The organism is Dasania sp. GY-MA-18 (assembly GCF_024734385.1).
GTDB lineage: Bacteria > Pseudomonadota > Gammaproteobacteria > Pseudomonadales > Dasaniaceae > Dasania > Dasania phycosphaerae.
Genome location: NZ_JANHAP010000004.1, coordinates 188,904 through 212,726, shown reverse-complemented (window position 1 = coordinate 212,726; position 23,823 = coordinate 188,904). Strand labels below are relative to the sequence as shown.

Here is a 23,823-nt window from a genome sequence, read left to right as displayed (position 1 = left end):
CTAGGCTTGAGTTGCCGTTAGAGTGCTGGGCCTTTCATTACTAAGGGTAAACCGGCGGCGGTAAAAATAACGCGCTCGCAGCGGGCGGCTACGGCTTGATGTAAAAAACCACTCTCATCGACAAAGCTACGTGACAGTTCACCTAAAGGCACTATGCCCATGCCCACTTCATTACTGACGATAATCAGCTCGCCGTTAAAATTTTCTAAGGCCTTTAAAAAATCTTGCCGTTGTTGCGGCCAGTTGCCTTCGTGTAAACAATTACTTAACCACAAGGTGAGGCAGTCTATCATCACCGCATCGTGGTTTTGCAATTGAGTCAGGGCATCAGCTAGCGCTATGGGGGCTTCTACCGTGCGCCAGTGGCTGGGTCGCTGTTGTTGATGCTTGGCAATGCGGGCATCCATTTCGCCATCGTTAAACGCGACATTGGCGGTGGCTATGTAGGCAATGTTATCACCGCAAGCGCTGGCTAAGGTTTCGGCCAAGCTGCTTTTGCCAGAGCGGGCACCACCTATAACAAATTGCTTCATAGAATTTTCTTGAAAAATTAAAAGTCTTAAGCGGTAAAATTATTTGCATGAGGACGAATTTGCTATGTCATCGCTCTTGTCATACCGGCGCAGGCCGGTATCCAGTGCTTTAATTCCGCTTTGTTTTTTGTGCCAATTTTAAGCTTTTGTTTCGCCCTGCTGGGCGAGTTCATTTTCTTTGCTTGCCCAAAGAAAACAGAACCAAAAGAAAGGGCACCCCTAGTCCGTCGCCCTGCGGGTGCCCTGTGCTACTCTAACAAATTGTAAAACAATTTGGACGACCTTTAGGTCGCCCGCAGGGTGAAAAAACACTTCAGTGTTTTTGAATCAAAATTAACGGCCGCTGCGCAACTCGCATTTTTTGATATTCAATCAAAAAATACTCAAACAGTGCTCGCTACGGCGTACCGTTAATTTTCTCCGTTGCTCGGCGACTCCCAAGGGGCTATGGGTACTCCGTAGCTAATTCAGATGCGAGGGTGCTTGATAGTAAATTGTTATCGCTGCGCGACCAGCGCTTTAGCCCTTTCCGCCGCCGCCTTTACCTGCTTGGGCGCAGTGCCACCTATATGATCGCGAGCACTAACAGAACCAATCAGCGTTAATACTTCAAATACATCTTGCTCTATGGTGTCGCTAAACTGTTGCAGCTCTTGCAGGGTCATTTCTGACAAGTCTTTATTTTGTGCTACGCCATAGGCTACCGATTTGCCTACCACTTCGTGGGCATCGCGGAAGGGCATGCCTTTGCGTACCAGGTAGTCGGCCAAGTCGGTGGCGGTAGAGAAACCGCGTAGGGCTGCTTCTTCCATATATTCTTTACGCGCCTTAATTGCAGGCACCATATCGGCATAGGCTTTTAAGCAATCTTTGACGGTATCTATGGTGTCGAACAGTGGCTCTTTATCTTCTTGGTTGTCTTTGTTGTAAGCCAGTGGCTGTGACTTCATCAACATTAATAAGCTGATTAAATGTCCGGTAACACGGCCAGATTTGCCGCGCACTAATTCCGGTACGTCGGGGTTTTTCTTTTGCGGCATGATGGACGAGCCGGTGCAGAAGCGGTCGGGCAGTTCTATAAAGTTAAACTGTGCCGAGGTCCACAGTACCAACTCATCGCTAAAGCGTGACATATGGGTCATTAGCAAGCTGGCGAAGGCACCAAACTCTATGGCGAAGTCGCGGTCGCTCACTGAGTCTAAAGAGTTTTCGGTGGGGGCTTCAAAGCCTAATAGCTCGGCCGTGTAGTGGCGGTCTATAGGGTAGGTGGTGCCAGCTAAGGCCGCTGCGCCTAAGGGGCTTTGGTTAACGCGCTTGCGGCAGTCCATCAGGCGGCTGTAGTCGCGCTGTAGCATTTCGTTCCAAGCTAATAGATGGTGGCCAAAGGTGACCGGCTGGGCGGTTTGCAAATGGGTAAAGCCGGGCATTATGGTGCTGGCTTCGCGCTGGGCTACCTCGATTAGGCCCAGTTGTAAGCGTGATAGCTCGGTAGCGATACTATCGATTTCGTCGCGCAGGTATAGGCGTATATCGGTGGCAATTTGGTCGTTGCGCGAGCGGCCGGTGTGTAGTTTTTTACCGGTAATGCCTATTTTGTCGGTAAGCGCGGCTTCGATGTTCATGTGCACATCTTCCAGCGTGACCGACCAGTTAAATTTGCCGGCGGCGATATCGGCACGTATTTCTTCCAGGCCGGTTTGTATGGCTAGGTATTCCTCATCGCTGAGCACGCCCACTTTGGCTAGCATCTTGGCGTGGGCTAAAGAGCCATTAATATCGTGGTGGTACAGGCGCTGATCAAAATCAACAGAGGCGGTAAAACGCTCTACAAAGGCATCGGTGGGCTCACTAAAACGGCCACCCCAGGGTTTGATTGTTGGATCTTGTTCACTCATGTCAGTCACTTACCACGTTAAAAATACTATTAGGTTAATCGCAGCCGCGAATTATAACAGCATGCGCCGCATGATGCTGCTATTGGGGCGGTGTGCCGTTGAAAAGCCTCTGCTATGATATGGCCCATGGACGATAATAAGCATAACAATAGCGCAAGCAGCCTCAGGGATCAGCCACAGGGCTTTTTTCTGCCCGATTTATGTCAGGTTAAGGCGGTGCTGTTTTTGGTATTGTTGGCTGAGTTGCTTGCGCTAGTGCTCACCTTAGATGATAGCGGTGTCAGCCACTTTAGCTGGCAGGGCTTTGCGCTAAAATCCTTGTTTTGCCAGTGGGCTTTTTTGGCCAGCGCCGCCTGTCTGTGCCAGCTTAGGCCCAGCTTAAGCCGTATGCCCTTGGCTTGGGGGGCAGCCAGCAGTTATGGCTTGATCTTATTATTGGTGGCAGCGTTAGCGCTGCTGGGGCAGTGGCTAATGGCAGGGGCGGCGCTGGATGGTCGCTGGTCCCCCAACGGTGATCAGCTGCTGGCCACTACCTTAATTGCCGCAGTATTAGCAGGCATAGCACTGCGTTACTTTTATTTGGCTCAGCAATTACAGCAGCGCCAGCAGGCCGAGTTGCAGGCGCGCATACAGGCCTTGCAGTCGCGTATACGGCCCCACTTTCTGTTTAATAGTATGAATATTATTGCCAGCCTTATTGCCGTAAAGCCGCAGGCAGCTGAGCGGGCGGTGGAGGATTTATCGGCCCTGTTTAGAGCCAGCCTCAACGACAGCAATAGCCCCATGACCTTGGCCGATGAAATAGAGCTATGCCAAAGCTATGTACGCATAGAGCAAAACCGCCTGGGCGAGCGCCTACAGGTAGAGTGGCAGCTGGCAGGGGTGCCTATGAGCTTGGCCATGCCCAGCTTGGTATTGCAGCCTTTATTAGAGAACGCCATCTACCACGGCATTCAAAACCTCGCCCAGGGCGGCAAGGTAACCGTGGCTGCCAGTTATGAACAGGGCATACTGCGGCTGAGCATTAGCAACCCCTATAATCCCGACTTGCCTCATAGGCATGGCAATAGAATCGCCTTGCCCAATATAGAGCACCGGCTTAAGGCTTTATTTGGTGAGCGCGCTAGTTTAACAACCGAGCAGGATGCTGGCCGCTACAGCGTGCAGCTCAGCTACCCAGTTAGCTTGGGAGATCAGGAATGAAGGTATTAATTGTTGATGATGAACCCTTGGCTAGGCAGCGCTTGGCGAGATTGGTACTGGAAAGCGAGGGCTACCAAGTGGTGGCCGAAGCCGACAATGGCCAGCAAGCTATAGAGCAGGTTAACAAGCATAAGCCCGATATCTTATTAATGGACATACGCATGCCGGTAATGGATGGCCTAGAGGCGGCGCGTGCGCTAATGGCCATGGATGAGCCGCCGGCAGTGATTTTTTGCACCGCCTATAACGATTACGCCCTAGAGGCCTTCGACACCAATGCGGTGGGCTATCTGCTTAAACCGGTGAATCGCGACAAGCTGGCCCAGGCCTTGGCCAAGGCGCAAAAGCTCAACAAGCTGCAACTAGCCAGCTTGGCCGAGAGCGATAGCGGCGACCCAGGCGAGCAGCGCCACTATATCAGCGCCAAGTCCAGCCGCGGCATAGAGTTAGTGCCGGTGGCCGATATACGTTATTTTTTAGCAGATCAAAAATACGTCAGCATTATCTACCAGCGCGAAGGCCGCTTGGCCGAAATCCTGATAGATGACACCCTCAAAGAGTTAGAAGAAGAATTCAGCCAGCAATTTATACGCCTGCACCGCAATGCCTTGGTAGCCGTACAGCATATTACCGGCGTGGATCGCAGTGGCTCTAATTTTTATGTGCGCCTAGCGGGGGTGGAGCAAGGCCCGCAGGTTAGCCGCCGCCATATGCCGGAATTACGCAAGTTTCTTAACAGTCTCTAGTCGCTAGTACATAGTCTCTAGAGGTTTGCTAGCGACTCCCCGTCCAATAAGCGTTAAACTGGCCCTTGTTATTTCATTACCAGTAAAGAGTTGTTATGTCCCCAGAAAAAGTTGTTATCGCCACCCGTGAAAGCCCTCTCGCCCTATGGCAGGCGGAATACATTAAAGCCGAGCTGGAAAAACATCACCCCGGCATAGTGGTGGAGTTGTTGGGTATGACGACTAAGGGCGATGTATTGCTGGATTCGCCGCTGTCTAAAATTGGCGGCAAGGGGCTGTTTGTTAAAGAGCTGGAAGCTGCTCTGCTAGATGGCCGCGCCGATATCGCCGTGCACTCCATGAAAGACGTACCTATGGACTTCCCCGAAGGCTTAGGGCTGTCGATTATTTGCCCCAGAGAAGACCCCAGCGATGCCTTTGTTTCTAATGACTACGCCAGCATAGAGGACTTACCCCAGGGCGCGCGCGTAGGCACCTCCAGCTTGCGCAGGCAGTGTCAGCTGCGCCAGCAGCGCCCCGACCTAGAAATTTTAGATTTGCGCGGCAACGTTAACACCCGCCTGCGCAAACTGGATGAAGGCCAATACGAGGCCATCATACTCGCCACCGCCGGTTTACTGCGCCTAGAAATGCATGAGCGTATACGCAAGATGATTAGCGATACCCAAATGCTGCCCGCCGGTGGCCAAGGTGCCGTGGGGGTAGAGTGCCGCAGTGATGATACTCGCCTGCATGCCTTACTGGCCCCCTTGCACGACCCTGCGACTGCCGAGTGTGTGCTGGCCGAGCGCGCGCTGAATAAACGCTTAGAAGGCGGCTGCCAGGTGCCCATCGCCTGTTTCGCCATCACCGACCCAAATAACAGCGAGCAACTTTGGTTGCGCGGCTTAGTGGGCAAGCCCGATGGCAGCGTGATGCTTACTAGCGAACAATGCGGCCCCAAGGCTGACCCCGAAGCGCTGGGCATTAGTGTAGCCGAAGACCTACTACGCCAAGGTGCGGCCGAGATACTCAGCGCCGTATACGGCAGTTAATGAACGCGCCAGCCCCACACACTTTAGCGGGGCAGGGTATTTTAATTACCCGCCCCGAACAACAGGGCAGCGCCTTAGTTAAAAAGCTAAGCCAGCTAGGTGCCCATGTAGTCCATTACCCCGTATTGGAGTTACAGCCTTTAACGCTGGATGACCCCGCGCGCGCAGTCACTAAGCAATTGCTACTCAACCTTGATAATTATCATCATGTGATTTTTATTAGCACCAATGCTGTGCATTATGGCGCTGAGTGGATGCAAGAATTTTGGCCGCAGTGGCCGCTGGGCATACAGTGGCATGCTATAGGTGTGGCCACCGCCAATGCCATGCTGCGTTACGACCTGGATGCCAGTGCGCCTACGGTAGCCATGAACAGCGAAGCGCTGTTACAGCTGATGGATTTACAGCATATAGAGCAGCAAAAAGTGTTAATCGTGCGTGGCGTAGGCGGCCGCGAATATTTGGCAGAGCAACTACAAGCCAGAGGTGCGTTAGTGGATTATGCTGAGTGCTACCAGCGTCATTTACCTAGCAGGCCTAAAGGCGAGCTAGCTGCTATTATTGAAACGCAGAATATTAATACCCTATGTGTTAATAGCGGTGAGAGCTTGGCAAATTTTATTGCCCTGGCAGGGGCCGAAAGCCTGGCTCAACTTACCGTGTTAGTGCCGGGCCAGCGAGTGGCGGGCTTGGCCCAGCAAGCCGGAGCTAAAAATATTATAGTGGCCGACAATGCCAGCGATGATGCCTGTGTGGCGGCACTGCAGCAGTTTGCAAAAAACTCAACAGCTAACTAAAGCAAAGAGAGAGTCTAGTGAGCGACAAAGAAACGGAACAGCCTACGCCTAAAGAGCAGGATGATACGGCTAAGGATAATCAAGACTTAGTCAAACAAAAAGCGTCCGCTATGAAAGGCAGTGGCAGCGCAGACAGCTCGTCGACAGCAAAAAATGCTGCCGCCAAAAACAGCAGTGCTAACACGGATAGCCATACACATAGCGTCGCCCCTACCGCGGCTAATAAAGCCGGTGCTAGCAAGGCCATAGCGCTAGTTGCAGTGCTATTAGCTCTTGCTGCCGCTTTAGCCAGTGGCTATGTGTGGCAGCAAAGCCAATTAAGCCAACAGCAGCAGAGTGAACTGGTTGATGAACTCAGCCAGTTACAACAACAGCTGCAGCAACAAACACAACTGCAGCAACAAAAAGAGGCCACGCTGCGCGAACAATTAGACGCACAGTTACGCGTGAGCCAGCAACAACAACTGCAATTGCAGGAGCAATTAAATAGTCTGGATTTAACCGTAAAAGGCCAGCAGCAACGCTTGCAGTCCATGTCTAGTACCGATAGAGAGGATTGGTTACTAGCCGAAGCTGAATATTTAATGAAGCTGGCCAACCAGCGCTTATTAATGGGCAAAGAGCTAGAGGGCGCGGCAGAGTTATTAGCGGCGGCCGATGACATACTGCGTGACTTTGATGATGCCGCCTTGCATGCGGTGCGCAAAATTTTAGCGCAGGAAATCACCGCCTTAAAATCAGCGGCCCGTTTCGATTTAGAAGGCCTATATTTGCGTATAGGTGCACTGGCGCAGCAAGTAGAGCAAATAGATTTATTTAAAGCGCCGCAGCTAAACATAAACACACAAGAGCAAAAGTCTGGCGAGCAAAAAACTTGGCAACAAAGAATGAACAGCGCCATAGAGCAGGCCAAGCATAAACTCAGCCAGTACATACAAATTAATCGCCGCGAGCAGGTCTACAAACCTATATTGGCGCCCGAACAAGAGGCTGCCATACGACATAACTTACGCTTGATGTTTGAGCAAGCGCAACTGGCACTCTTAGCCGGCAAGCAAAAGCTTTACGATCAAAGCCTGATTAAATCACAGCAGTGGTTGAATGATTATTTCGCGATTAATCCCGATCAGGTGGCAGCGGTTAATCAAATACTAGAGAATTTAAAACAACAGGCAGTCACCGTAGAACTGCCCGATATATCGGCGTCATCACGTGCCTTAAAAACCTATATAGAAACCCGCCATGAGCTGCCCAAGAAGAAAAGCGCGCCCCAGTCGCAACAGCAAAGCGGCGAGTCGGTAGAAGGCAATGCAGCATGAAACGAATATTTTTAGTCTGTCTATTAATATTAATTGCTGCGGTAGCTTTTGTTGGCTTGGTCAAGCATGATCCTGGCTATGTGTTGATTAGTTATGGTTTGTATACCGTAGAAAGCTCACTCACAGTTGCCGTTATCGCTTTGCTGGCAGTGATGTTGTTAATTAGTTTTGTGCTGTGGTTGGCGTATAGGTTAGTGAACCAAAGCCTGGCCTTTAACCGTTGGTTTTCTGGCCGCGGGCATAAGCGCAGCCGTGAAAAAACTGCCCAAGGCATTATTGCTTTTATAGAGGGCAAGTGGGAAAAGTCACGGCGTTTATTAACCGGCGCGGCTGAAAAATCGGACACCCCCTTAATTAATTATTTATTTGCCGCTTGGGCTAGCAATGAGTTGCGCGATGATGAAAAAACCCGCGAGTTACTGGCCAAGGCCAGTGCGAGTAATAGCGGGGCGGCTATAGCGGTAGAGATTGCACAGGCAGAAATGCAAATTGATAGAGGCTATTTAGAGCGCAGCTTGGCGACACTTACCCGTGCCAAAAACGAAGCCAGTAAATACCCCTATGTATATAAATTACTACAGCAGGTTTATACCGGTCTAAAAGATTGGGATGGCCTTGCTAATTTATTACCTGAGCTTAGTAAGCATAAAATTATTGATAAGGACGAGCTGCAGGCGCTTAGCCAGCAATGTTGCCAGCAGCAGTTATTGGCCATAGTGGCGGCCAATACCGATGCAAATGTTAATAATGCCAAGGAGGCTTTAATAGCACTGTGGAAGCGGCAAAATAAAATGGTGAGCCGTGATAGCGCCAGTGTTTTATGCTATGCCCAATGTTTAGTGCGAGTGGCCGATGAAGCACTGGCCGAAAAGGTGGTGCGTGATCAGCTTAATCGCGATTGGCAGCCAGCATTAATAGATTTGTATGGTGTGGTTAAGGGAGCGGATAGTAATAAGCAATTACTGCATGCCGAAAACTGGCTGAAAGAACGCACCAATGATGCCCGCTTATTATTGTGCCTGGGACGTTTGTCGTTGCGCAATGAATTATGGGGCAAGGCCCGTGAGTACTTTGAAAGCAGTAATAAATTATCTGCTAATAGTGAAGCCTGCGCTGAGCTGGGGCGTTTATTGGCCCGCTTGGGTAAGCACGAGTTGAGCAATAGTTATTTTCACCAAGGTTTATTAATGAGCACCCATGGCTTGCCTGAGTTACCTATGCCCAGCATCAAGGCATAAGCTCAGTAGCCTTTAGAGCAGCTAAATGTCTTTAGAATCTGAAAATAAAAGAATTACCCATGTTTGTAATTTATTGCATAGCGCCTTAGTTCCCATACGCATATTGACCCATGTTAGTTGGGATAGCTCTGTGCGTGAGCAATTTTTTGCTCAGGGTGCAAAGGAATTACCGCAGGTAAGCTACCCTGCCTTTGATGCTCAAAAAACCTTGGCTATAGTGGCTGAGGCTAGGCGTTATATTAAAGACTCCAGCATAGATAAATGGCTAAACCGTCATTGCCACACCATAGAAAACAGTGCCCGTATGTTATCGGCCTGTGGCAGCAAAGACTTTTTCAAATACTCCAGCGAACTGTATGGCTCGCCGCTAAGCTCACTGCCCGATGAATCTACTACCTCCTATGCCTTGGCCAAACAGTTTGATAGCTTGATACAAAGCTTTACTCGTATTGACATGGGCTCGCCACCACCGGCCTGTCACTTGGCACAGACCGTTGCCGATGAAATGACAGTGGCAGTACAGGCCATGTTTAAAGAAGAGGCCCCTAAAATAGAAATTGTCGATGAGTTGTCGGCCAATGCCTTGGCCGGTTCTGATCGCATACGCATACGTCGCAATGCCTGCTTTACCGATAAGGATATTAATCAGCTTATACAACACGAGGCCTATATACATGTGGCCACCTCGCTAAATGGTTTAGCGCAAAACGATTTAAAGATTTTGGGTGCCAGCCACCCCGGTACCACTAAAACCCAAGAGGGCTTGGCGGTGTTTGCCGAGTTTATTACCGGCTCTATGGATATAGACCGCATGCGCAGGCTGGCAGATAGAATTCTAGCTATACAAATGGCCATAGAGGGCGCCGATTTTTTACAGGTGTACCAATATTTTCTCTCTCGCACAGGCAAGGAAGAGCAGGCCTTTGAAAACGCCAGGCGTGTTTTTAGAGGAGGAGTGCTTACCGGCGGCGCACCGTTTACCAAAGATGTGGTTTATTTGGATGGCCTGTTGCGGGTGCATAATTTTTTGCGCACCTTGGTAACTACCGGCAGAGGTGATTGCCTGCGCTTATTATTTTGCGGCAAGCTAGACATAGAAGATATACCTATTATCTATGAGCTGAAAGAGCGAGGCCTTTGTAAAGCCCCTAAATATTTACCCCCCTGGGCCAGCGATATGCGCTTTTTGCTCTGCCAGTTGGCCTATTCATCTTTTTTGAATGGCATAGATTTAAGCCAAATAAAACAACACTACAATGTGCTGTTAGAAAAAGTGCCCAAGTTTGAATAACGCCCTATCAGCAACAGTAAAACAATGAGTTTACCCATGCAATTTGTACCCCTACTAATCATTGTGTGGCTAGCGGGCAGTAGTTTGGCGCAAGCCAATACTATGGACGCTTGCCTACTAGATGCAATTAGTAAAGCTGTAGACAAAAGAACCGTTAGCGATATCAAAGCTTTTTGCAGAGAAAAAAACGGCCTGCAGCAAGAGGCTGTGCCAGCTACTGAGGTAGTGGATGAAAATCTAGATGCGGAAGAGACAGTCACCTTGCGCATGGCCTCTGAAGATCAGGCTGAGTCTAACCCCTTTATGTTGACGGCTTATAAACCCAACTATCTATTGTTTGCTACTTATAATGAAAACCCCAATAGCGAACCATGGCAGCAGGCTTACCCCGATGCGCATTTAGATCATGGCGAGGCGAAGTTTCAATTAAGCTTTAAAGCACGCATGGCCAAAGGGGTGTTGGGAGGCGAGTTGTGGGGCGCATATACGCAGCAATCCTGGTGGCAGGTTTTTAACTCAGATGAGTCGGCGCCTTTTAGGGAGACTAATTACGAACCTGAAGTCATGCTGCGCTGGGAGGTTAATAATCACATACTAGGTTTTAAAAATCGCGTACTTAGCTTGTCATTTAACCACGAGTCCAATGGCCGTGGCGAAGTGCTATCCAGAAGCTGGAACCGAATTATTGCCACCACTACTTTAGAAAAAGAAAACTTGGTAATTGTGGGCAGAGCTTGGTATCGCATACACGAAAGTGAGCGCGACGATGACAACCCTAATATAGAGCGTTATATGGGCTATGGTGATTTAAACCTGCTGTACAAAATGCAGCGCCATACCTTTGGCTTAACGTTTACCAATAATTTGCGCAGCGATAATAAAAGCGGTTTGCAGTTGGATTGGACCTTTCCCTTAACCGAGCGCTTTAAGGGCTATATTCAGTATTACAATGGCTATGGTGAGAGCCTAATTGATTACGATAAAAATATTAATCGCATAGGCTTTGGGGTGTTGCTAAATGACTGGCTATAGCTAACAGCCTAGGCAGATACTACACGGTTTCTACCTTGGTCCTTGGCTTGGTATAGGGCATCATCGGCTCGTTTTATCAAGGTAGTGATACTGTCACCTTTGATCAAGCTTGTTACGCCTATGCTGCAGCTAATGGCTATGCTTAAGCCTATATCTAATCCATTTACTTCATTGCGTACCCGTTCAGCCAACTCTATGGCCGCTTGTTGATTGGTTTCGGGCAGTATAATGAGAAACTCTTCGCCGCCGTAACGGCCTACCAAGTCGGTTTGCCTGCATTCATCCTCTAATTTTTTTGCGATTAGCGACAAAACGTGGTCGCCCATTTGGTGGCCGTATTTATCATTAATATTTTTGAAATGATCTATGTCCACCATAAGCAAAGACAGCTCACGATTATAGCGTGTGCTTATTTCTAAATCTTTGCTTAAAAGTTTGAGAATTAAGCGGCGGTTATGCAGCCCTGTTAAGGTGTCGGTGCTGGCAAGATTGCGCAGCTCGACGGCATTTTTTTCCAGTTCATTATTTGCCTGGCGCAGCTGGCGCTGCATTTGTAGAAGTTCGTCATTGCGCTGGGCTAATATTTTACTACTGGGTATAGCCATGATAGTAGGCATTAACCGCCAAAACATGATGGCGGTGAGTATAGAGATAATACCGGTAAAAAATTTGGCCAGGCCCTCTATAAAATAATAGCCGTACCAAATATTGAGCATGCTAATGGCATGCGTAATACCACAAAAAGCGATAAAGGCCGCAAATAAAATGAAAAAGCTATTGATGTGCAGGTCGGCTCGTTTGCGAACCATATATATTAAAGCGGCGGGAATAGAGGCATAAGCAACAAAAGTTAATATGTCGCCGCTTAAATGTAAAAACAGTAAATCTTCACGCCATAGCAGGCAGTGGCCATGTGGCATTAGACTGCCATCAAGAAGTCGCTCTAGCATGGTCCCCCCTTTTGTTATTATTAAATTGAGCAGAGCCTATGATCGGCTTTGCTATTCTGTAGTGTGAGCCGAACTTACATACTAGCTGGCCCGCACTAAATTACAACAAGGCGGCTAATACAAACTGTTATAACAAGCCCTTTGAAAATACTTTAAGCTCATTTTGTTTGTTGGCCAGTTGTTCTTTAATAGCTGTAATAAAGTCAGCATCTTGAGTTAAACCCTGTAACTGTGGTGCTAACTCGGCACTGAGCTGGGCGCGTAAATCTTGTTTATATTGATCCATTTTTTTCGAAGCCTGCTGGCCAAAGGCTTTGCTTAAGGCCTTATCTAAATTGGATTTAAGACTGAGTTCGGGCTGTTCTATATCGCCCTTTAAGCCCAGCTGCAAATCAAAGCTGTCTATATCTTGTAGCAGCCCGGCAATAATTTGTTGGCTGTTAGAGTCTGTGTTGGCTACTTTAAACTGGGTTTGAGTAAACAGCCCCTTGCCATTAAACGCTAAATTGTCTGCGCTAATGGCCATTTGCGCATCACCCTGTAAACGGGCACTGTTGAGTTTTATGGGCATGCTATCACTGGCCGATAATATCAGCTCGTTAATGCTCAGTTGCTTAACGTTTAAGCTCATTTCGCTAGTGGGCTTGTTACGCAAATCTATGCTGCCCTGGCTGTTAAAACTGGCACCCTGGGTGGAATTGCCCTGTAAGCTGAAGCGAGTGGGCTGTGGCCAGCGCTTAGCCTGGTGGGTGATGTCTTGGGCGTGGCCGGTAAAATCTATGCTATCACCCAGTAGTTTAAAGTTGCCGCTGAGTTTAGCCTGTTTGATTAAAAAGTCGGGGTGAGGTTGTTGTTCAGTAAATGTTATCCACTGGCCTTCACCACGTGCTGGTTTAACGGCTTCTGCAGGCTTGCTGCTGGCGACATTTTTAAACAGACCGGTGAGTTGGTTTAGCCACTGCTTGGCTTGGTCACCAAACAGGCTTTGTGCTAGCTGGGCACTGCCACCGCTATAACCTGCCTTGGCCAGCAAGCGGTCGGCTTCTTTTTCGGGTAGCTCTTTAGCCTCTTGGATTAATCCTTTCAGTTTAGCTTTGTCTTTGTCTAGCTGTTTTTCTAAGTCGTTAAGTTGGTCTATGTCTTGGTTTATATCTTTTTGCAGCGCTTTGGTATCAGCTATTTTTTCTAGCCAGTTCTTTTTCTTCAAGGCTTTCCAGCGCTGTTTATATGCGGCTATATCTTCTTTATTGGGTAATTCATCTATGCGTTGTTGCCATTGCTGCTCAAGGGTTTTAATACGCTGCTCTATATCGTCGACCTTGGCTTTGATAGCGGCTTTTTCATTCGCTATCACTTGCTTAGGGTCAGGCAACATATCTTTAGCGCCGGTTTTGATTTGCTCGCCTAAACCGGGGCTGCTGCTGGCTTTAGCCTTGCTTTTGCTCAGCGCACCGCTGCTGCGGCGCGGGCTATTAAATTGCAGGCCGCTAACATTGGCCTGCTCGACGATAACTTGGCGGCGCAATAAAAAACTACTGTCTAGCTGTAGTTGTATGTCATCGCTATACCATAGGTTTTCCATGGGACGGTCGGGGTTGGTGATGGCCAAACCTTTAATGCTTAAACTTAGGGGGGCTAACTTTAGCTCGCTACTGGCCACTTCCACTTTAGCGCCCACGGCCTTACTGCCAAAGCTCTCTATGCTGTAACTAATTATGCTGTCTATGCACAACCACCAAAGTAATACCAGGGCCACAAAAACACCTAGCCCCCACCAACGTATCCATTGAGTCATCTGTGGCTCCTAACCGTTAAAGGCTTGATATGTGTTAAAGATTTTGCCGCCTTTTACCCATAACCCCAAGCGGCTTTGGCTCACCCATTTAAATAAATGGCTGCGGTATTTAATAATGAGCAGGCGACTAATAAAAAACAGCGGTATGGCTAATATCAAGCTAACCACAGTGCTGCCTAGAATAAGCGTGTTGTTAAAACCCAGAAAACGCCAAAAATTATTGTTGTATAGTGACTGCCATAAACCTTGCAGGGCGTCGGCCTGTAATAGTGCCAGCCCTATGCTGTGGCTAACCGGGTCAAAGGCGTAGGCAATAAGAGTAAAAAAGCCCCAGCTCAGCAAAAATAAACTGAGGTTAATGCGCAATAGCAGTAGCAGAAAAACCAGCAAAATATTATGGGGCGAGCTCAAAGGGGTTAAGCCCAAAGCCGCGGCAAAGCACACTGCCAAGGCCAGTTGCGAGGGGCTGACATTAGAATTGAGTAGTTTTAATAGCTTGGCAATAATCGTTAACACGGTATCCGTCCTATGTGATGTATAACGCTGTACTTTTTAGTATAGCCTTAGTCATGCAAACAATGATTTAGTTGCTTGTCAAACTTATAGGCTTGTTAAGTAGTGGCTGAGCTGACGCATAGCCAAGCCGCGGTGGCTAAGGCTGTTTTTTAGTTCGGGGCTTAATTGCGCCGAGCTGCACTGCTGGCTGGGCACCCAAAATAGCGGGTCGTAACCAAAACCATTGTCGCCTTGTGGCGCGGTCAGTATGCGGCCTTCCCAGCTGCCTTGGCAAATCAGCGGGGTGGGATCCTGGGCGTGACGCATATACACCAATACACATTGAAAACGGGCGCTGCGCTGGGCTTCTTCTACACCGGCCATATCCGCTAGTAGTTTTTCATTATTGCTGGCGTCGGTGGCGTTATCACCGGCATAGCGCGCGGAATAAATACCGGGTTTGCCTTGCAGGGCATCTACCTCTAAGCCCGAATCATCGGCTATGGCCGGTAGGCCTGAGTGCAGGCAGGCATTGCGGGCTTTGATAATGGCGTTTTCTACAAAGCTGAGGCCGTCTTCTATGGCTTCGGGGGTGTTAAAGTCGGATTGCGGCAGTATTTGGTAGCCACTGTCGCCTAGCAGGTTTTGTAGTTCGTTGATTTTTTTGGGGTTGCCGCTGGCGAGTACGATTTGTTTGTTTTTTGCTTGCATGAGTTTAATTATTTTTTAGTGAATTGTTGGGTTGATGGCTGCTGTTTCGCCTTGCTGGGCGAGTTACTTTCTTTTGCTTGCCCAAAGAAAACAGAACCAAAAGAAAGGGCCCCCTACTTCATTCGGCACATCCATGTGCCTCTCCTAAAGGCAGCACTGCGTGCTGTGCAAATTGGCTATCCTGCCAATTTGTCGTCGTCGGCTGCGCCGATACCCTGCGCTACTCAGAAACTAGCGGCCGCTGCGGAACTCACAAAATAAAAATACTTAATTTTTATTTTGCTCAAACAGTCCTCGCTGCTTCGCGCCGCTACTTTCTTGCGTTGCTCGGCGACTCCCAAGGGGCTTCGGGTGCTACGTAGTATAGTGCTTGCCTAGCGTCTTAGTGAATGAAAGTAACTCGCTCAGCAGAGCGAAATAAAACTTTCAATACAATAGCTAATTAAAATTTATAAAACCCTAAACCCTAAACCCTAAACCCTAAACCCTAAACCCTAAACCCGATCACAGCTCTACATAAACCTTCTGCGAAAAAGTCAGGGTATACGGCTCTATGTTCGGGTCTGGCTGTATTTGTATATCAAAGCGCCTAGTGTCTTTGTCGTTAAAACTGAATTCGGCAATGTAGTAGATGGCGCCTTGTTCTATGATTTCTTTAAAGTTCAGCGGGATGCTATGTATCATGTCTGAGGTTTTGCCGCTGACTAGGGCGCGCTTGGCTGTGTCGCTGCCGTCTTTTAACAGTTTGCGTATGCTGATGTTTACAAAGGCGCGTTTTTTGCCGCGGGTAATCTGGTAGGCGGCGGCCACTTCGGGGCTGATAAAGGTGCTGTTAACTACGCTGTAATGTACTTCGTAATCGCCAAAGCGTTTTTTTTGTTCGGCTTGGGCGCTGAGTGCTAACAGGGCTAAGGTGATAATTAGGCTGTGTTGCAATAGAGTTTTCATAGTTAAGCCTGCCAGTTATTTGCTGATGTGGTATACCGCGGTTAGGCCGAATAGGTTGGGGCATAAGCGGGTGAGCAGGCCGTCGGTGCTTTCGCCGGCGACCACTACACGGTGTTTGATTTTGATGTTTTTTTCATGGCATAGCGCATCAAAATCGCGAATGGTACAAAAATGTATATTGGGGGTGTCGTACCAGCTATAGGGTAAAAACTTAGATACTGGCATGCGGCCTTTTAGCATTAGGTATAAGCGGCAGCGCCAGTGGCCAAAGTTGGGGAAGGTGACTATGCACTCTTTGCCTATGCGCAGCATTTCGTCCAGCACCAGGTGTGGGTTTCGCAGGGTTTGCAGGGCGTGGGTCATGACTACGGTGTCAAAGCTGTCGTTTTCAAAATTGCTGAGGCCGTCGTTTAAATCCTGCTCTACCACGTTTAAGCCTTCGGCTATGCAGAGGCTGATTTGTTCGCTGTCTATCTCTACCCCTAGGCCGTAAACATTTTTTGTGCGGGTGAGTACGCTTAGCAGCTTGCCATCACCGCAACCCAAATCTAATACATTGGTGTTTTGTTTTATCCACTGGGGGATAAGCTGTAAATCTAAGCGCATGACTTATCCTCGTTTTCTTTAACTATGCGTTGCAGGTAATTACGCAATACGGTTTCGTAGCGGCTGTGGGGGATTAAAAACGCATCGTGGCCAAAGTTGGCGTCTATCTCGGCATAGCTCACCGGTTTGTGGGCGGCTATCATGGCGTTAACTATTTCGCGTGAGCGCTGAGGAGAAAAGCGCCAGTCGGTGGTGAACGATACTATGAGGTAATCGCACAGCGCGCCCTTAAAGGCGGCCACCGGATCGTCGCCATAGTCATTGGCCAGGTCAAACATGTCCAGTGCTTTGGTCATCAATATATAGCTATTAGCATCGAAGGCGGTGGAAAAAGAATCACCTTGGTAACGTAAATAGCTTTCTATTTGAAACTCGGCCTCGTCGCTGTGGCCTAAATCCAGGCTGCCGGTTTTAAGCTCGCGGCCAAACTTTTCTTTCATGCCGTCTTCAGAAAGGTAGGTGATATGGCCTACCATGCGCGCCAAACGCAAGCCCTGTTTGGGCAGGGTATTGTGTTCCAGGTAGTGGCCATCGTGAAATTCGGGATCAGATAATATGGCTTGCCTGGCCACCTCGTTAAAGGCGATGTTTTGGGTGCTGAGTTTCATGGCCGAGGCGATGACCACACAGTGGCGCACACATTCGGGGTACATCAGCGACCAGCGCATGGCTTGCATGCCACCCAAACTGCCGCCTATGACGGCGGCCCATTGTTCTATATGTAGCAACTGCATTAATCGATATTGGGTGTTGACCCAGTCGCGACAGCGCAGCGGCGGGAAGTCTGCGCCCCAGGGTTTGCCGGTGTCGGGGTTAATGCTGGTGGGGCCGGTAGAACCGTGGCAGCCGCCTATATTGTTAAGGCTGACGACAAAGAACTTGTTAGTATCAATGGGTTTGCCGGGGCCTATATAGGCGTCCCACCAGCCTGGGTGTTTGTCGTCGGGGTGGTGGCGGCCAGCAGCGTGGTGGTGGCCGGATAGCGCGTGGCATATAAGCACGGCATTACTGGCGTCAGCGTTGAGCTGGCCATAGGTTTCATACACTAGCTCATAAGCGGGCAGCGTGCGGCCGCAGGCTAAGTCTATGGGCTGATCAAAATAATGGCTTTGTGGGCTAACTATTCCTACTGATGACATACTTATCTACTTTTGGGATTTTACGGTTTACGCAAAAAATTATGTCGCCAAGTTTAGTGTTTTTAGGCCGGGGGTTCTATAGCTGGGTGGGAGAAAGCCTACTGGCAGTGAGGATAGCTATAACAAGAGCGCAATAAAAAAGGGCTAGCATAAGCCAGCCCTTTTTGTGCTTAGGTAACAGCAGGCGCTGTTTTAACTTGCTTGGCTGGCCGCTTGGGCTTGCTCTTCGGCCACTTCTTGATTCCAGTTAAAGATGTTGAGTTCGATAATTAGGAAGCCCAATAACCATAACACCGCATCAAAGAAGTCAGTGAAGCTGCCATAAATACCCCAGAATACCGCCATGATAAAGAGGGTGCTGTAGAGTATGGCTTTAAACACCCCAGTGACCCGCATAATATGTTTATTCAGTATGCCGCGCAGCTGCAACATAATATCCACTTGTAATAACACCACAATTAACAGCCAGGTGGCGGAGTTAATCAGGTCTATCCAAGCTAAAATTTTAATTTCGCCGTAGGCGCTGTTTTCAAACACTATAGGCTGGTTGGCAATTTGCCCCATAGTGGCGGGGTTGAGTAGCTGGCAGCTTTCGGCGGTAATGGGGTGGTATTCATCTAAGGTGGTGATAATCACACTGCTGGTGTTGACCAGGTCGCAGGGGTTGCCCACAAAAGGTACTGAGTCCAACAGCATAATCAATTTGCCGGCATAACCGACAAAGGCATATATGATAAACATATAGCAGATGGCAGTGAAAAAATTGAGTGACCATTTGACCCGCTTGAGCTTTATGGTTTTATCATCCAGCACCCAGGTTTCCAGCTCAAAGACCACTAATAGGGAAATCCAAGCCAGGGTATCCATGGTGACGGCAAAGGTGTTGACGATATCCGAAAGGCTGGAGGCGCCGCTTAGTAGTTGGTCGGCTGCGGCGAGGTCATCGGAGATAAACTGATAGCCGTTAATGCACAGGCCGGTGTAAATAAAACATTTGAATAGGGTGATTAGCCGCTCAGGGGCCAGGTATTGCAATACATAATGCTTCATAGGGGGCAGAGGCTCTTATTTTGTTATCTTGGCATTGTACTGACGGCAGCACATAAGAAAAGTGTTTGCTGTGAGCTAAATTGTCAGGATATGTCACAGTGCTATCGTCTAGCCCGCTAATAGTAATGCTAAACAGGTTAGGGCGACACTAAAAATCTACCGTCCTAACCTGGAGCTGCTGCTAGCAGAGCGCTTAATAACCGGTAAAACCGGTGTAGTAGTGGGGATAATACACATCATTATCTATGCCTTTGCCCATAGGCCCGTGTTTTTCCACATGGGCGATAGCTTCTTCTACTATATCTAGCCCCTCGTTGAGGGCGGCTTCGCTCATGGTCAGCGCTGGGTATAGGCGCACGGTGTTTTCGTGGTCGTTTACCACAAAGGCACCGCGGCGCAGGGCTTCGTCGCCTACGCTCATGCCCCAGTTCATGCTGGCTAGGCCGGTTTCTGGGTCTACAATATGAGCGGCCATTAATGCCCCCAGGCTACGTACCTCGCCAACAATGGCGTAGTTATCCTGCCATTTGGCCATGCGCTTAGCGGCTAGTTCGCCCAGGCGGCGGCCGCGCTCTACGACATTGTCGCGCTCATAAATTTCCAAGGTCTTTAGCGCCGCCGCACAACCGGCGGGGGTGCCAGCATAGGTGCTACCCGAGCTGGACTGTTTGTTATTGGCCAGCACTTCTTCGGTGGCGGTAACCACAGCTATGGGTTCTACCCCGCCGGTGATGTTTTTGCCTATCACCAAAATATCGGGCTTGATATCAAAGTGTTCTATCGCCCAGGTTTTGCCGGTGCGGCCCAGGCCGGTTAAGACTTCATCGCAGATAAATAACCAGCCGTGCTTTTCGCAGATGCGCTTAACGCCCTGCATAAAGCGTTTGGGGGGTAGCCAGTTGCCGCCCTCGGCTAAGCCTGGCTCTATAATAACCCCGGCAATTAAATCGGCCGGTACTTCGTAGCTGGGTATACGTGTCTCTAAATGCCATAGGCAGTAATCTATGTATTGCTCTATATCCATACCGGCAGGGGCATCATAGGCTGAGGGGAAGGGAGCTTTAATCACGCCGCCTTTCCAGGCTTCCATATAGCGGGTGGACTCGGCATCGTAGCCATTGACCAATTTAGTGCCCAACCCTAAGCCGTGAAAACACTTATCGAAGGAGATAATAAAGCGCGCCTGTTTGGCGCATAGGGCCATATGTATAGCGGCTTCGGCGGCCTCGGTGCCCGATACCTCGTAGTTTAAGCGGCTGTGGTGACCGTAGGGGGTGAGAGGTAAAAGCTTTTCGGCCAGCTCGTAGCGCAATGGGTGCTCGTAAATAAAACCGTATTGGCGCATGGCGGCGGTGACCGCCTCAATAATTTCGGGGTTGGCGTTGCCGCAGGGGTTAGAGGCCCAGCCACACTGAAAGTCTATATAGCGGTTGCCGTCTACATCATAGAGGTAGTCGCCTTCGGCCTTGGCAAAAATTACCTGTGGTGGTTTGTTGTTTAGCCCCGCTTGCTGGGCCGCTGCCCGCCGCTTTTCATAATTGGCGCCGTTGCGAAAGTAACGGTTGCCCTTGGCTAATATAGCTTCGGCTTTGGGGCTGGGTAGGGAGTAAGTCATATTGGCCTCGCGCTTAATATAGTGATGCCTTAACTGTAGAGCTAGATATAGCAGGCGTAAAATGACTTATGGTTAACTATCGTTTGCGTTTTTTGCAGCACTGTTAAGGCCCAATTGAAGCACAGTGCGTTTCAGCTTATGCTGCCATAATTCAATATTGTTACTGTTATGAGAGCCACCCTATGGCTGACGAAAATCACAGCGCCTATCAATTACCGCCCTTAAACGCCTTAAAGGCTTTTGAGGCGGTGGGGCGGCATCAGAGTTTTAAAAAAGCGACTGTAGAACTATGCGTTACTCAATCAGCGGTGAGCCGACAAATTAGTTTGTTAGAGGATTATTTAGGGGTGAAGTTGCTGGAGCGCAATAATCGCAAAACCCAGCTTACCGATATAGGGCAAAGCTATTTGGCAGCACTGACTGCGGCTTTTAAGGGTATTAGTGATAGTACGGCGGCCTTGTTCCCCAGCAAAGTGCATAAACATTTCCAGCGCAGTTTAAAAATTGGCGTGGGGCCTGCCTTTGCCGAGTATTGGTTAACTGGCCGCATAGGTTTGTTTAGGGATAAGTATCCGCAAATAAAATTAGAAATACACATCAATCAAAATCTGCGGGTTGCTGCACCGTTAAATGATGTAGATGTGGAGATTTATACTGGCCCCAAAATATTTGAGGGCTATAGTCGCGAGCCATTGTTTCAAATCGTGGACTACCCGGTATGCAGCCCGCGCTTAATTGATGAGCCTTTAAACGAAGTGGCTGAGCTGCACAATTATACCTTGCTGCACGAAAGCTCTAATCACTGGTGGCCGCGCTGGTTTGAGGCGGTAGGCTGCAGCGAAAAAGGTCAGGGTGCGGGGCCGGTAATACACGATGAAACCCTGTGTGTAAAACTGGCAGTAGCCGGTGAGGGTATAGCCTTGGGCGATGCGATTTCTACCGCACCTTATTTGCGCAGCGGCGAATTAATTAAGCCGGTGGCCGCAGGTATGGTTACCAATGATTGGGTAAGTATTTTGAAAAAAGAGCATGCCCATGACAGTGCCGAAGTGACTTTATTTTGTGAATGGCTGCGCAGTGAAATGCAGCAGTTTATAGCAAGCCTTAATATTTAAAGCGATGGCGCTATTATTTATGGCCCTATCGTGTGCGTCGGTGGCGCGCTCCATTGCAAAAAAATCTTTGCGGTAAATAATTTTGTCATCACCAGGGCCATAAAAATCTCTGATCTGTTCGCTGATTCGATAAGCCATAGCCTCATAAAAGCGGCGGGTGGGTAAATATTGCTCGCGGCCAGAGGTTTCTATAATTAAGCTTTGCCCCGCCGCAGCCTGTACTAAGGACTCTGTGCTTTGCAACAACTGCTTGCCCAAACCCAGGCCTTGTTGGCTGGGGGCTACCGCCAGCCAATACAAATCAAAGCTATTGTCTATTTGTGGTATGGGGCCATAGCAACTATAGCCGCGCAGTTGTTGGGGCTGCGCGTGATCGTCAGCGAATAAAAAAAAGTAGCCGCTGGCACTGCCTTGTTGTAAGTGCTGCTCTACCAGTTCTACCGCAATGGCCACTTCCTGTGGCGAAAAAAATCCTGTGTCTGTGACTAATTGCTGCACCGCTAAAATATCGCTGGCTTGCGCAGTGCTGCGCCAGCAGTTGTTAGAAGATATACGAGTGTTGATACAGTACTACCTTAGGCTGACATGCCCTGCCATAAGCCATTAAAAAAATGCCGAGCATTAATGCCCAGCGTTTGGGTTTTGTAACCACCCTCCTGTATGACCAAGGTGGGCAGTTTTAGTGCGCCTATCAGCTCGCCATTGCGGTAAAAATCTTCTGCCATTAATTGAAAAGAGCCGGTAGGGTCGCCCTTGGCTGTATCCAAACCCAGCGCCAGCACTAAAAAACTGGGCTGATAATTGGCTATGCGTTGCAAGGCTTTATTAAGCACTAGCCTATATTGCTCGCCATTAATATTTTCGGCCAAGGGGTAGTTGCGGTTATAACCTTTGCCTTCGGCCTCACCTTTTTCATCGTCAAAACCTGAAAAATAAGGATAGGAGTGACGGGGGTGGCCATGTATAGACAGGGTGTACACATCACGGCGCTGGTAAAAAATATCCTGGCTGCCGTTGCCGTGGTGATAGTCTATATCGAATAAAGCCACCTTGCCGTGCAGGCTAAGATGATGGGCGGCTACCGCAGCGGAATTAAAATAACAAAAGCCGCCAAAGGCTTGGTGCTCGGCGTGATGGCCGGGCGGGCGTACTAGGGCATAGGCTATGCGGCGGCCATCTAATAAGCAGTCGGCGGCCGTCATGGCGCAATCCACCGAGCCCCGCGCCGCTAAGTAGGCGTTGCTATTGAGGGGGGTAAAGGTATCTATGCAGTAATAGCCCGCCCGCAGTGGCAACTCTTGCGGTGGCCGGGCGCGATTGCGTATGGGAAACACATAGGGGTATACCGATTGCCCCTGAGGTATGGCGGCGCAGGCCTTGCGCAGGTAATGCACAAACTCGGGTTTGTGTACTTGCTCTATATGATGCAGGCCGTATTTTTTGGCATTCAGCGTTTCAAATAATTGGGTGCGCGCCAGCTCTTTGCTAATGGATTGAATGCGTACAGGTGCCTCTACATAGCCGCGCTCTTTGATATGATGTATATCGTGGTCGTGATTAATAATTAAGGCAATTTTATCGAGCTTGGGTTGGATATTATCCTTAGCGGCTTTTTTAATATAACGCGGTTGGCGCAATTGTACGGGCTCATCGCTGATGGAGTTTACTACTTTGTCGATGTAAGCCGGTGGGCATAGCTTGGCGTATTTACGCTCTAAAATAGCGCGCACTATAGCCTGGGTGGGCTCGCGGTGCAGTACTTGCTCGTGTTGGCCTAAATTGTCGAAGACTAAATAGGGCGGGTCCGTATCTTTTTCGTTAACCGGTGTTTCGTAAGCGGTGTTAGCTAGGGGCCTGGCACCATAGCGCTCATAAAAACGCAGGCGGGCGATATTTTGTTTGCGAGTTTCGGCATTGGGTGACAGTGCGGGGTCATCGGGCAGGCATTCCATAAAAAGCCCCAGTGCTTTTAGTTGAAAAGCTTCTTCGCGCACCCGCTCATATAAAGCGCCGCCTATGCCGCCACCGGTTTCGCCACGGCCAGCGCATATATAATCTAAAAAACAAAACTGCAAATCGGGGGCGTGTAATAGCAGAGCAAAGCCGCGCACTTTGGCATGGCCATCTTCAGCCACCAATAAGCGTGAATGAAAACGGTATTTTAAGGGGTTGGCTAATTGCGCTGGCAGCTTGGCTATATCTTTTTCGCTGAGCTCGTTAAATTGTACCCGCAGCATGGCCTGCACTTGGCTGAGCAATTGCTGATTGCTGGCCGTGCTGACATCGTAAATTTTGTGTATGCGAAACATGC

General features: G+C 49.1%; 22 protein-coding genes. 9 read left to right on the top strand and 13 right to left on the bottom strand.

The genetic code is table 11. The annotated features are described in order from the left end of the window. Positions 1-17 precede the first annotated feature (17 nt). Positions 18-533 (bottom strand): bifunctional adenosylcobinamide kinase/adenosylcobinamide-phosphate guanylyltransferase, encoded by a 516-nt coding sequence (cobU, locus tag NO559_RS06875; RefSeq protein WP_258331070.1) that lies wholly within the window; start codon positions 531-533, stop codon positions 18-20. A gap of 497 nt (positions 534-1,030) precedes the next feature. After that, positions 1,031-2,428 carry an argininosuccinate lyase gene (gene argH, locus NO559_RS06870; RefSeq protein ID WP_258331069.1) on the bottom strand — a complete coding sequence of 466 codons (1,398 nt, stop codon included), beginning with the start codon at positions 2,426-2,428 and terminating at the stop codon, positions 1,031-1,033. 126 nt (positions 2,429-2,554) lie between these two features. Between argH and NO559_RS06865 the strand changes: the two genes are divergently transcribed. The 8 genes from NO559_RS06865 (at position 2,555) to NO559_RS06830 (ending at position 11,088) form a co-directional block, all read left to right on the top strand. Next, positions 2,555-3,631 carry a sensor histidine kinase gene (locus NO559_RS06865; RefSeq protein WP_258331068.1) on the top strand — a complete coding sequence of 359 codons (1,077 nt, stop codon included), beginning with the start codon at positions 2,555-2,557 and terminating at the stop codon, positions 3,629-3,631. Further along, positions 3,628-4,377: a LytTR family DNA-binding domain-containing protein gene (locus tag NO559_RS06860; protein WP_258331067.1), complete on the top strand. Its 750-nt coding sequence runs from the start codon at positions 3,628-3,630 to the stop codon at positions 4,375-4,377. Before NO559_RS06865 ends, NO559_RS06860 begins: the two co-directional genes overlap by 4 nt. Positions 4,378-4,472: 95 nt before the next feature. Beyond that, positions 4,473-5,411 carry a hydroxymethylbilane synthase gene (gene hemC / locus NO559_RS06855; RefSeq protein ID WP_258331066.1) on the top strand — a complete coding sequence of 313 codons (939 nt, stop codon included), beginning with the start codon at positions 4,473-4,475 and terminating at the stop codon, positions 5,409-5,411. Beyond that, positions 5,411-6,208 (top strand): uroporphyrinogen-III synthase, encoded by a 798-nt coding sequence (locus tag NO559_RS06850; protein WP_258331065.1) that lies wholly within the window; start codon positions 5,411-5,413, stop codon positions 6,206-6,208. Before hemC ends, NO559_RS06850 begins: the two co-directional genes overlap by 1 nt. A 17-nt stretch (positions 6,209-6,225) precedes the next feature. After that, positions 6,226-7,527 carry a uroporphyrinogen-III C-methyltransferase gene (locus NO559_RS06845; RefSeq protein WP_258331064.1) on the top strand — a complete coding sequence of 434 codons (1,302 nt, stop codon included), beginning with the start codon at positions 6,226-6,228 and terminating at the stop codon, positions 7,525-7,527. Further along, a complete protein-coding gene (locus tag NO559_RS06840; RefSeq protein WP_258331063.1) occupies positions 7,524-8,765 on the top strand; it encodes a heme biosynthesis HemY N-terminal domain-containing protein in 1,242 nt (413 codons plus the stop codon). Before NO559_RS06845 ends, NO559_RS06840 begins: the two co-directional genes overlap by 4 nt. A 25-nt stretch (positions 8,766-8,790) precedes the next feature. After that, positions 8,791-10,056 (top strand): flavohemoglobin expression-modulating QEGLA motif protein, encoded by a 1,266-nt coding sequence (locus NO559_RS06835; protein WP_258331062.1) that lies wholly within the window; start codon positions 8,791-8,793, stop codon positions 10,054-10,056. Positions 10,057-10,092: 36 nt separating this feature from the next. Beyond that, positions 10,093-11,088, top strand: coding sequence for a phospholipase A (locus NO559_RS06830; RefSeq protein ID WP_258331061.1), 996 nt, complete (start codon positions 10,093-10,095; stop codon positions 11,086-11,088). A gap of 8 nt (positions 11,089-11,096) precedes the next feature. Here the strand turns inward: NO559_RS06830 and NO559_RS06825 are convergent, their stop codons facing one another. The 9 genes from NO559_RS06825 to NO559_RS06785 form a co-directional block, all read right to left on the bottom strand. Beyond that, positions 11,097-12,038, bottom strand: a complete 942-nt coding sequence (locus tag NO559_RS06825) for a GGDEF domain-containing protein (RefSeq protein ID WP_258331060.1) — start codon at positions 12,036-12,038, stop codon at positions 11,097-11,099. A gap of 127 nt (positions 12,039-12,165) precedes the next feature. Further along, positions 12,166-13,833, bottom strand: a complete 1,668-nt coding sequence (locus NO559_RS06820) for a TIGR03545 family protein (RefSeq protein WP_258331059.1) — start codon at positions 13,831-13,833, stop codon at positions 12,166-12,168. A 9-nt stretch (positions 13,834-13,842) separates the two neighbouring features. After that, positions 13,843-14,349, bottom strand: coding sequence for a TIGR03546 family protein (locus NO559_RS06815; RefSeq protein ID WP_258331058.1), 507 nt, complete (start codon positions 14,347-14,349; stop codon positions 13,843-13,845). 84 nt (positions 14,350-14,433) lie between these two features. Further along, on the bottom strand, positions 14,434-15,039 hold the full coding sequence (rdgB, locus tag NO559_RS06810) for an RdgB/HAM1 family non-canonical purine NTP pyrophosphatase (RefSeq protein ID WP_258331057.1): 606 nt from the start codon (positions 15,037-15,039) through the stop codon (positions 14,434-14,436). A 504-nt stretch (positions 15,040-15,543) separates the two neighbouring features. Next, positions 15,544-15,987, bottom strand: a complete 444-nt coding sequence (locus NO559_RS06805; protein WP_258331056.1) for a DUF4426 domain-containing protein — start codon at positions 15,985-15,987, stop codon at positions 15,544-15,546. Between the two features lie 15 nt (positions 15,988-16,002). Next, complete coding sequence (gene metW / locus NO559_RS06800) at positions 16,003-16,593, bottom strand: methionine biosynthesis protein MetW (protein ID WP_258331055.1); 591 nt, start codon at positions 16,591-16,593, stop codon at positions 16,003-16,005. Further along, positions 16,584-17,732, bottom strand: a complete 1,149-nt coding sequence (locus NO559_RS06795) for a homoserine O-acetyltransferase (protein WP_258331054.1) — start codon at positions 17,730-17,732, stop codon at positions 16,584-16,586. Before NO559_RS06795 ends, metW begins: the two co-directional genes overlap by 10 nt. A 192-nt stretch (positions 17,733-17,924) precedes the next feature. Beyond that, positions 17,925-18,782, bottom strand: coding sequence for a hypothetical protein (locus tag NO559_RS06790; RefSeq protein WP_258331053.1), 858 nt, complete (start codon positions 18,780-18,782; stop codon positions 17,925-17,927). A 193-nt stretch (positions 18,783-18,975) separates the two neighbouring features. After that, on the bottom strand, positions 18,976-20,397 hold the full coding sequence (locus NO559_RS06785) for an aspartate aminotransferase family protein (protein ID WP_258331052.1): 1,422 nt from the start codon (positions 20,395-20,397) through the stop codon (positions 18,976-18,978). Positions 20,398-20,579: 182 nt separating this feature from the next. Here NO559_RS06785 and NO559_RS06780 point away from each other — a divergent pair, with 182 nt between their 5' ends. Continuing rightward, a complete protein-coding gene (locus NO559_RS06780; RefSeq protein ID WP_258331051.1) occupies positions 20,580-21,512 on the top strand; it encodes a LysR substrate-binding domain-containing protein in 933 nt (310 codons plus the stop codon). Here NO559_RS06780 and NO559_RS06775 read toward each other — a convergent pair. Together NO559_RS06775 and NO559_RS06770 are read right to left on the bottom strand one after the other, a co-directional pair. After that, the gene (locus NO559_RS06775) at positions 21,453-22,010 is read right to left on the bottom strand and encodes an N-acetyltransferase (protein ID WP_258331050.1); all 558 of its coding nucleotides are present in this window, start codon (positions 22,008-22,010) and stop codon (positions 21,453-21,455) included. The two genes, NO559_RS06780 and NO559_RS06775, sit on opposite strands and share 60 nt — an antisense overlap. Positions 22,011-22,087: 77 nt before the next feature. Continuing rightward, positions 22,088-23,821, bottom strand: coding sequence for a histone deacetylase family protein (locus NO559_RS06770; RefSeq protein WP_258331049.1), 1,734 nt, complete (start codon positions 23,819-23,821; stop codon positions 22,088-22,090). Positions 23,822-23,823 lie beyond the last annotated feature (2 nt).

What these genes read in the sequence shown, in the direction of transcription:
- cobU (WP_258331070.1), bottom strand. Translation starts at nt 533, where the DNA reads ATGAAGCAATTTGTTATAGGTGGTGCCCGCTCTGGCAAAAGCAGCTTG.
- argH (WP_258331069.1), bottom strand. Translation starts at nt 2,428, where the DNA reads ATGAGTGAACAAGATCCAACAATCAAACCCTGGGGTGGCCGTTTTAGT.
- NO559_RS06865 (WP_258331068.1), top strand. Translation starts at nt 2,555, where the DNA reads ATGGACGATAATAAGCATAACAATAGCGCAAGCAGCCTCAGGGATCAG.
- NO559_RS06860 (WP_258331067.1), top strand. Translation starts at nt 3,628, where the DNA reads ATGAAGGTATTAATTGTTGATGATGAACCCTTGGCTAGGCAGCGCTTG.
- hemC (WP_258331066.1), top strand. Translation starts at nt 4,473, where the DNA reads ATGTCCCCAGAAAAAGTTGTTATCGCCACCCGTGAAAGCCCTCTCGCC.
- NO559_RS06850 (WP_258331065.1), top strand. Translation starts at nt 5,411, where the DNA reads ATGAACGCGCCAGCCCCACACACTTTAGCGGGGCAGGGTATTTTAATT.
- NO559_RS06840 (WP_258331063.1), top strand. Translation starts at nt 7,524, where the DNA reads ATGAAACGAATATTTTTAGTCTGTCTATTAATATTAATTGCTGCGGTA.
- NO559_RS06835 (WP_258331062.1), top strand. Translation starts at nt 8,791, where the DNA reads ATGTCTTTAGAATCTGAAAATAAAAGAATTACCCATGTTTGTAATTTA.
- NO559_RS06830 (WP_258331061.1), top strand. Translation starts at nt 10,093, where the DNA reads ATGCAATTTGTACCCCTACTAATCATTGTGTGGCTAGCGGGCAGTAGT.
- NO559_RS06825 (WP_258331060.1), bottom strand. Translation starts at nt 12,038, where the DNA reads ATGCTAGAGCGACTTCTTGATGGCAGTCTAATGCCACATGGCCACTGC.
- NO559_RS06820 (WP_258331059.1), bottom strand. Translation starts at nt 13,833, where the DNA reads ATGACTCAATGGATACGTTGGTGGGGGCTAGGTGTTTTTGTGGCCCTG.
- rdgB (WP_258331057.1), bottom strand. Translation starts at nt 15,039, where the DNA reads ATGCAAGCAAAAAACAAACAAATCGTACTCGCCAGCGGCAACCCCAAA.
- NO559_RS06805 (WP_258331056.1), bottom strand. Translation starts at nt 15,987, where the DNA reads ATGAAAACTCTATTGCAACACAGCCTAATTATCACCTTAGCCCTGTTA.
- metW (WP_258331055.1), bottom strand. Translation starts at nt 16,593, where the DNA reads ATGCGCTTAGATTTACAGCTTATCCCCCAGTGGATAAAACAAAACACC.
- NO559_RS06795 (WP_258331054.1), bottom strand. Translation starts at nt 17,732, where the DNA reads ATGTCATCAGTAGGAATAGTTAGCCCACAAAGCCATTATTTTGATCAG.
- NO559_RS06790 (WP_258331053.1), bottom strand. Translation starts at nt 18,782, where the DNA reads ATGAAGCATTATGTATTGCAATACCTGGCCCCTGAGCGGCTAATCACC.
- NO559_RS06785 (WP_258331052.1), bottom strand. Translation starts at nt 20,397, where the DNA reads ATGACTTACTCCCTACCCAGCCCCAAAGCCGAAGCTATATTAGCCAAG.
- NO559_RS06780 (WP_258331051.1), top strand. Translation starts at nt 20,580, where the DNA reads ATGGCTGACGAAAATCACAGCGCCTATCAATTACCGCCCTTAAACGCC.
- NO559_RS06770 (WP_258331049.1), bottom strand. Translation starts at nt 23,821, where the DNA reads ATGTTTCGCATACACAAAATTTACGATGTCAGCACGGCCAGCAATCAG.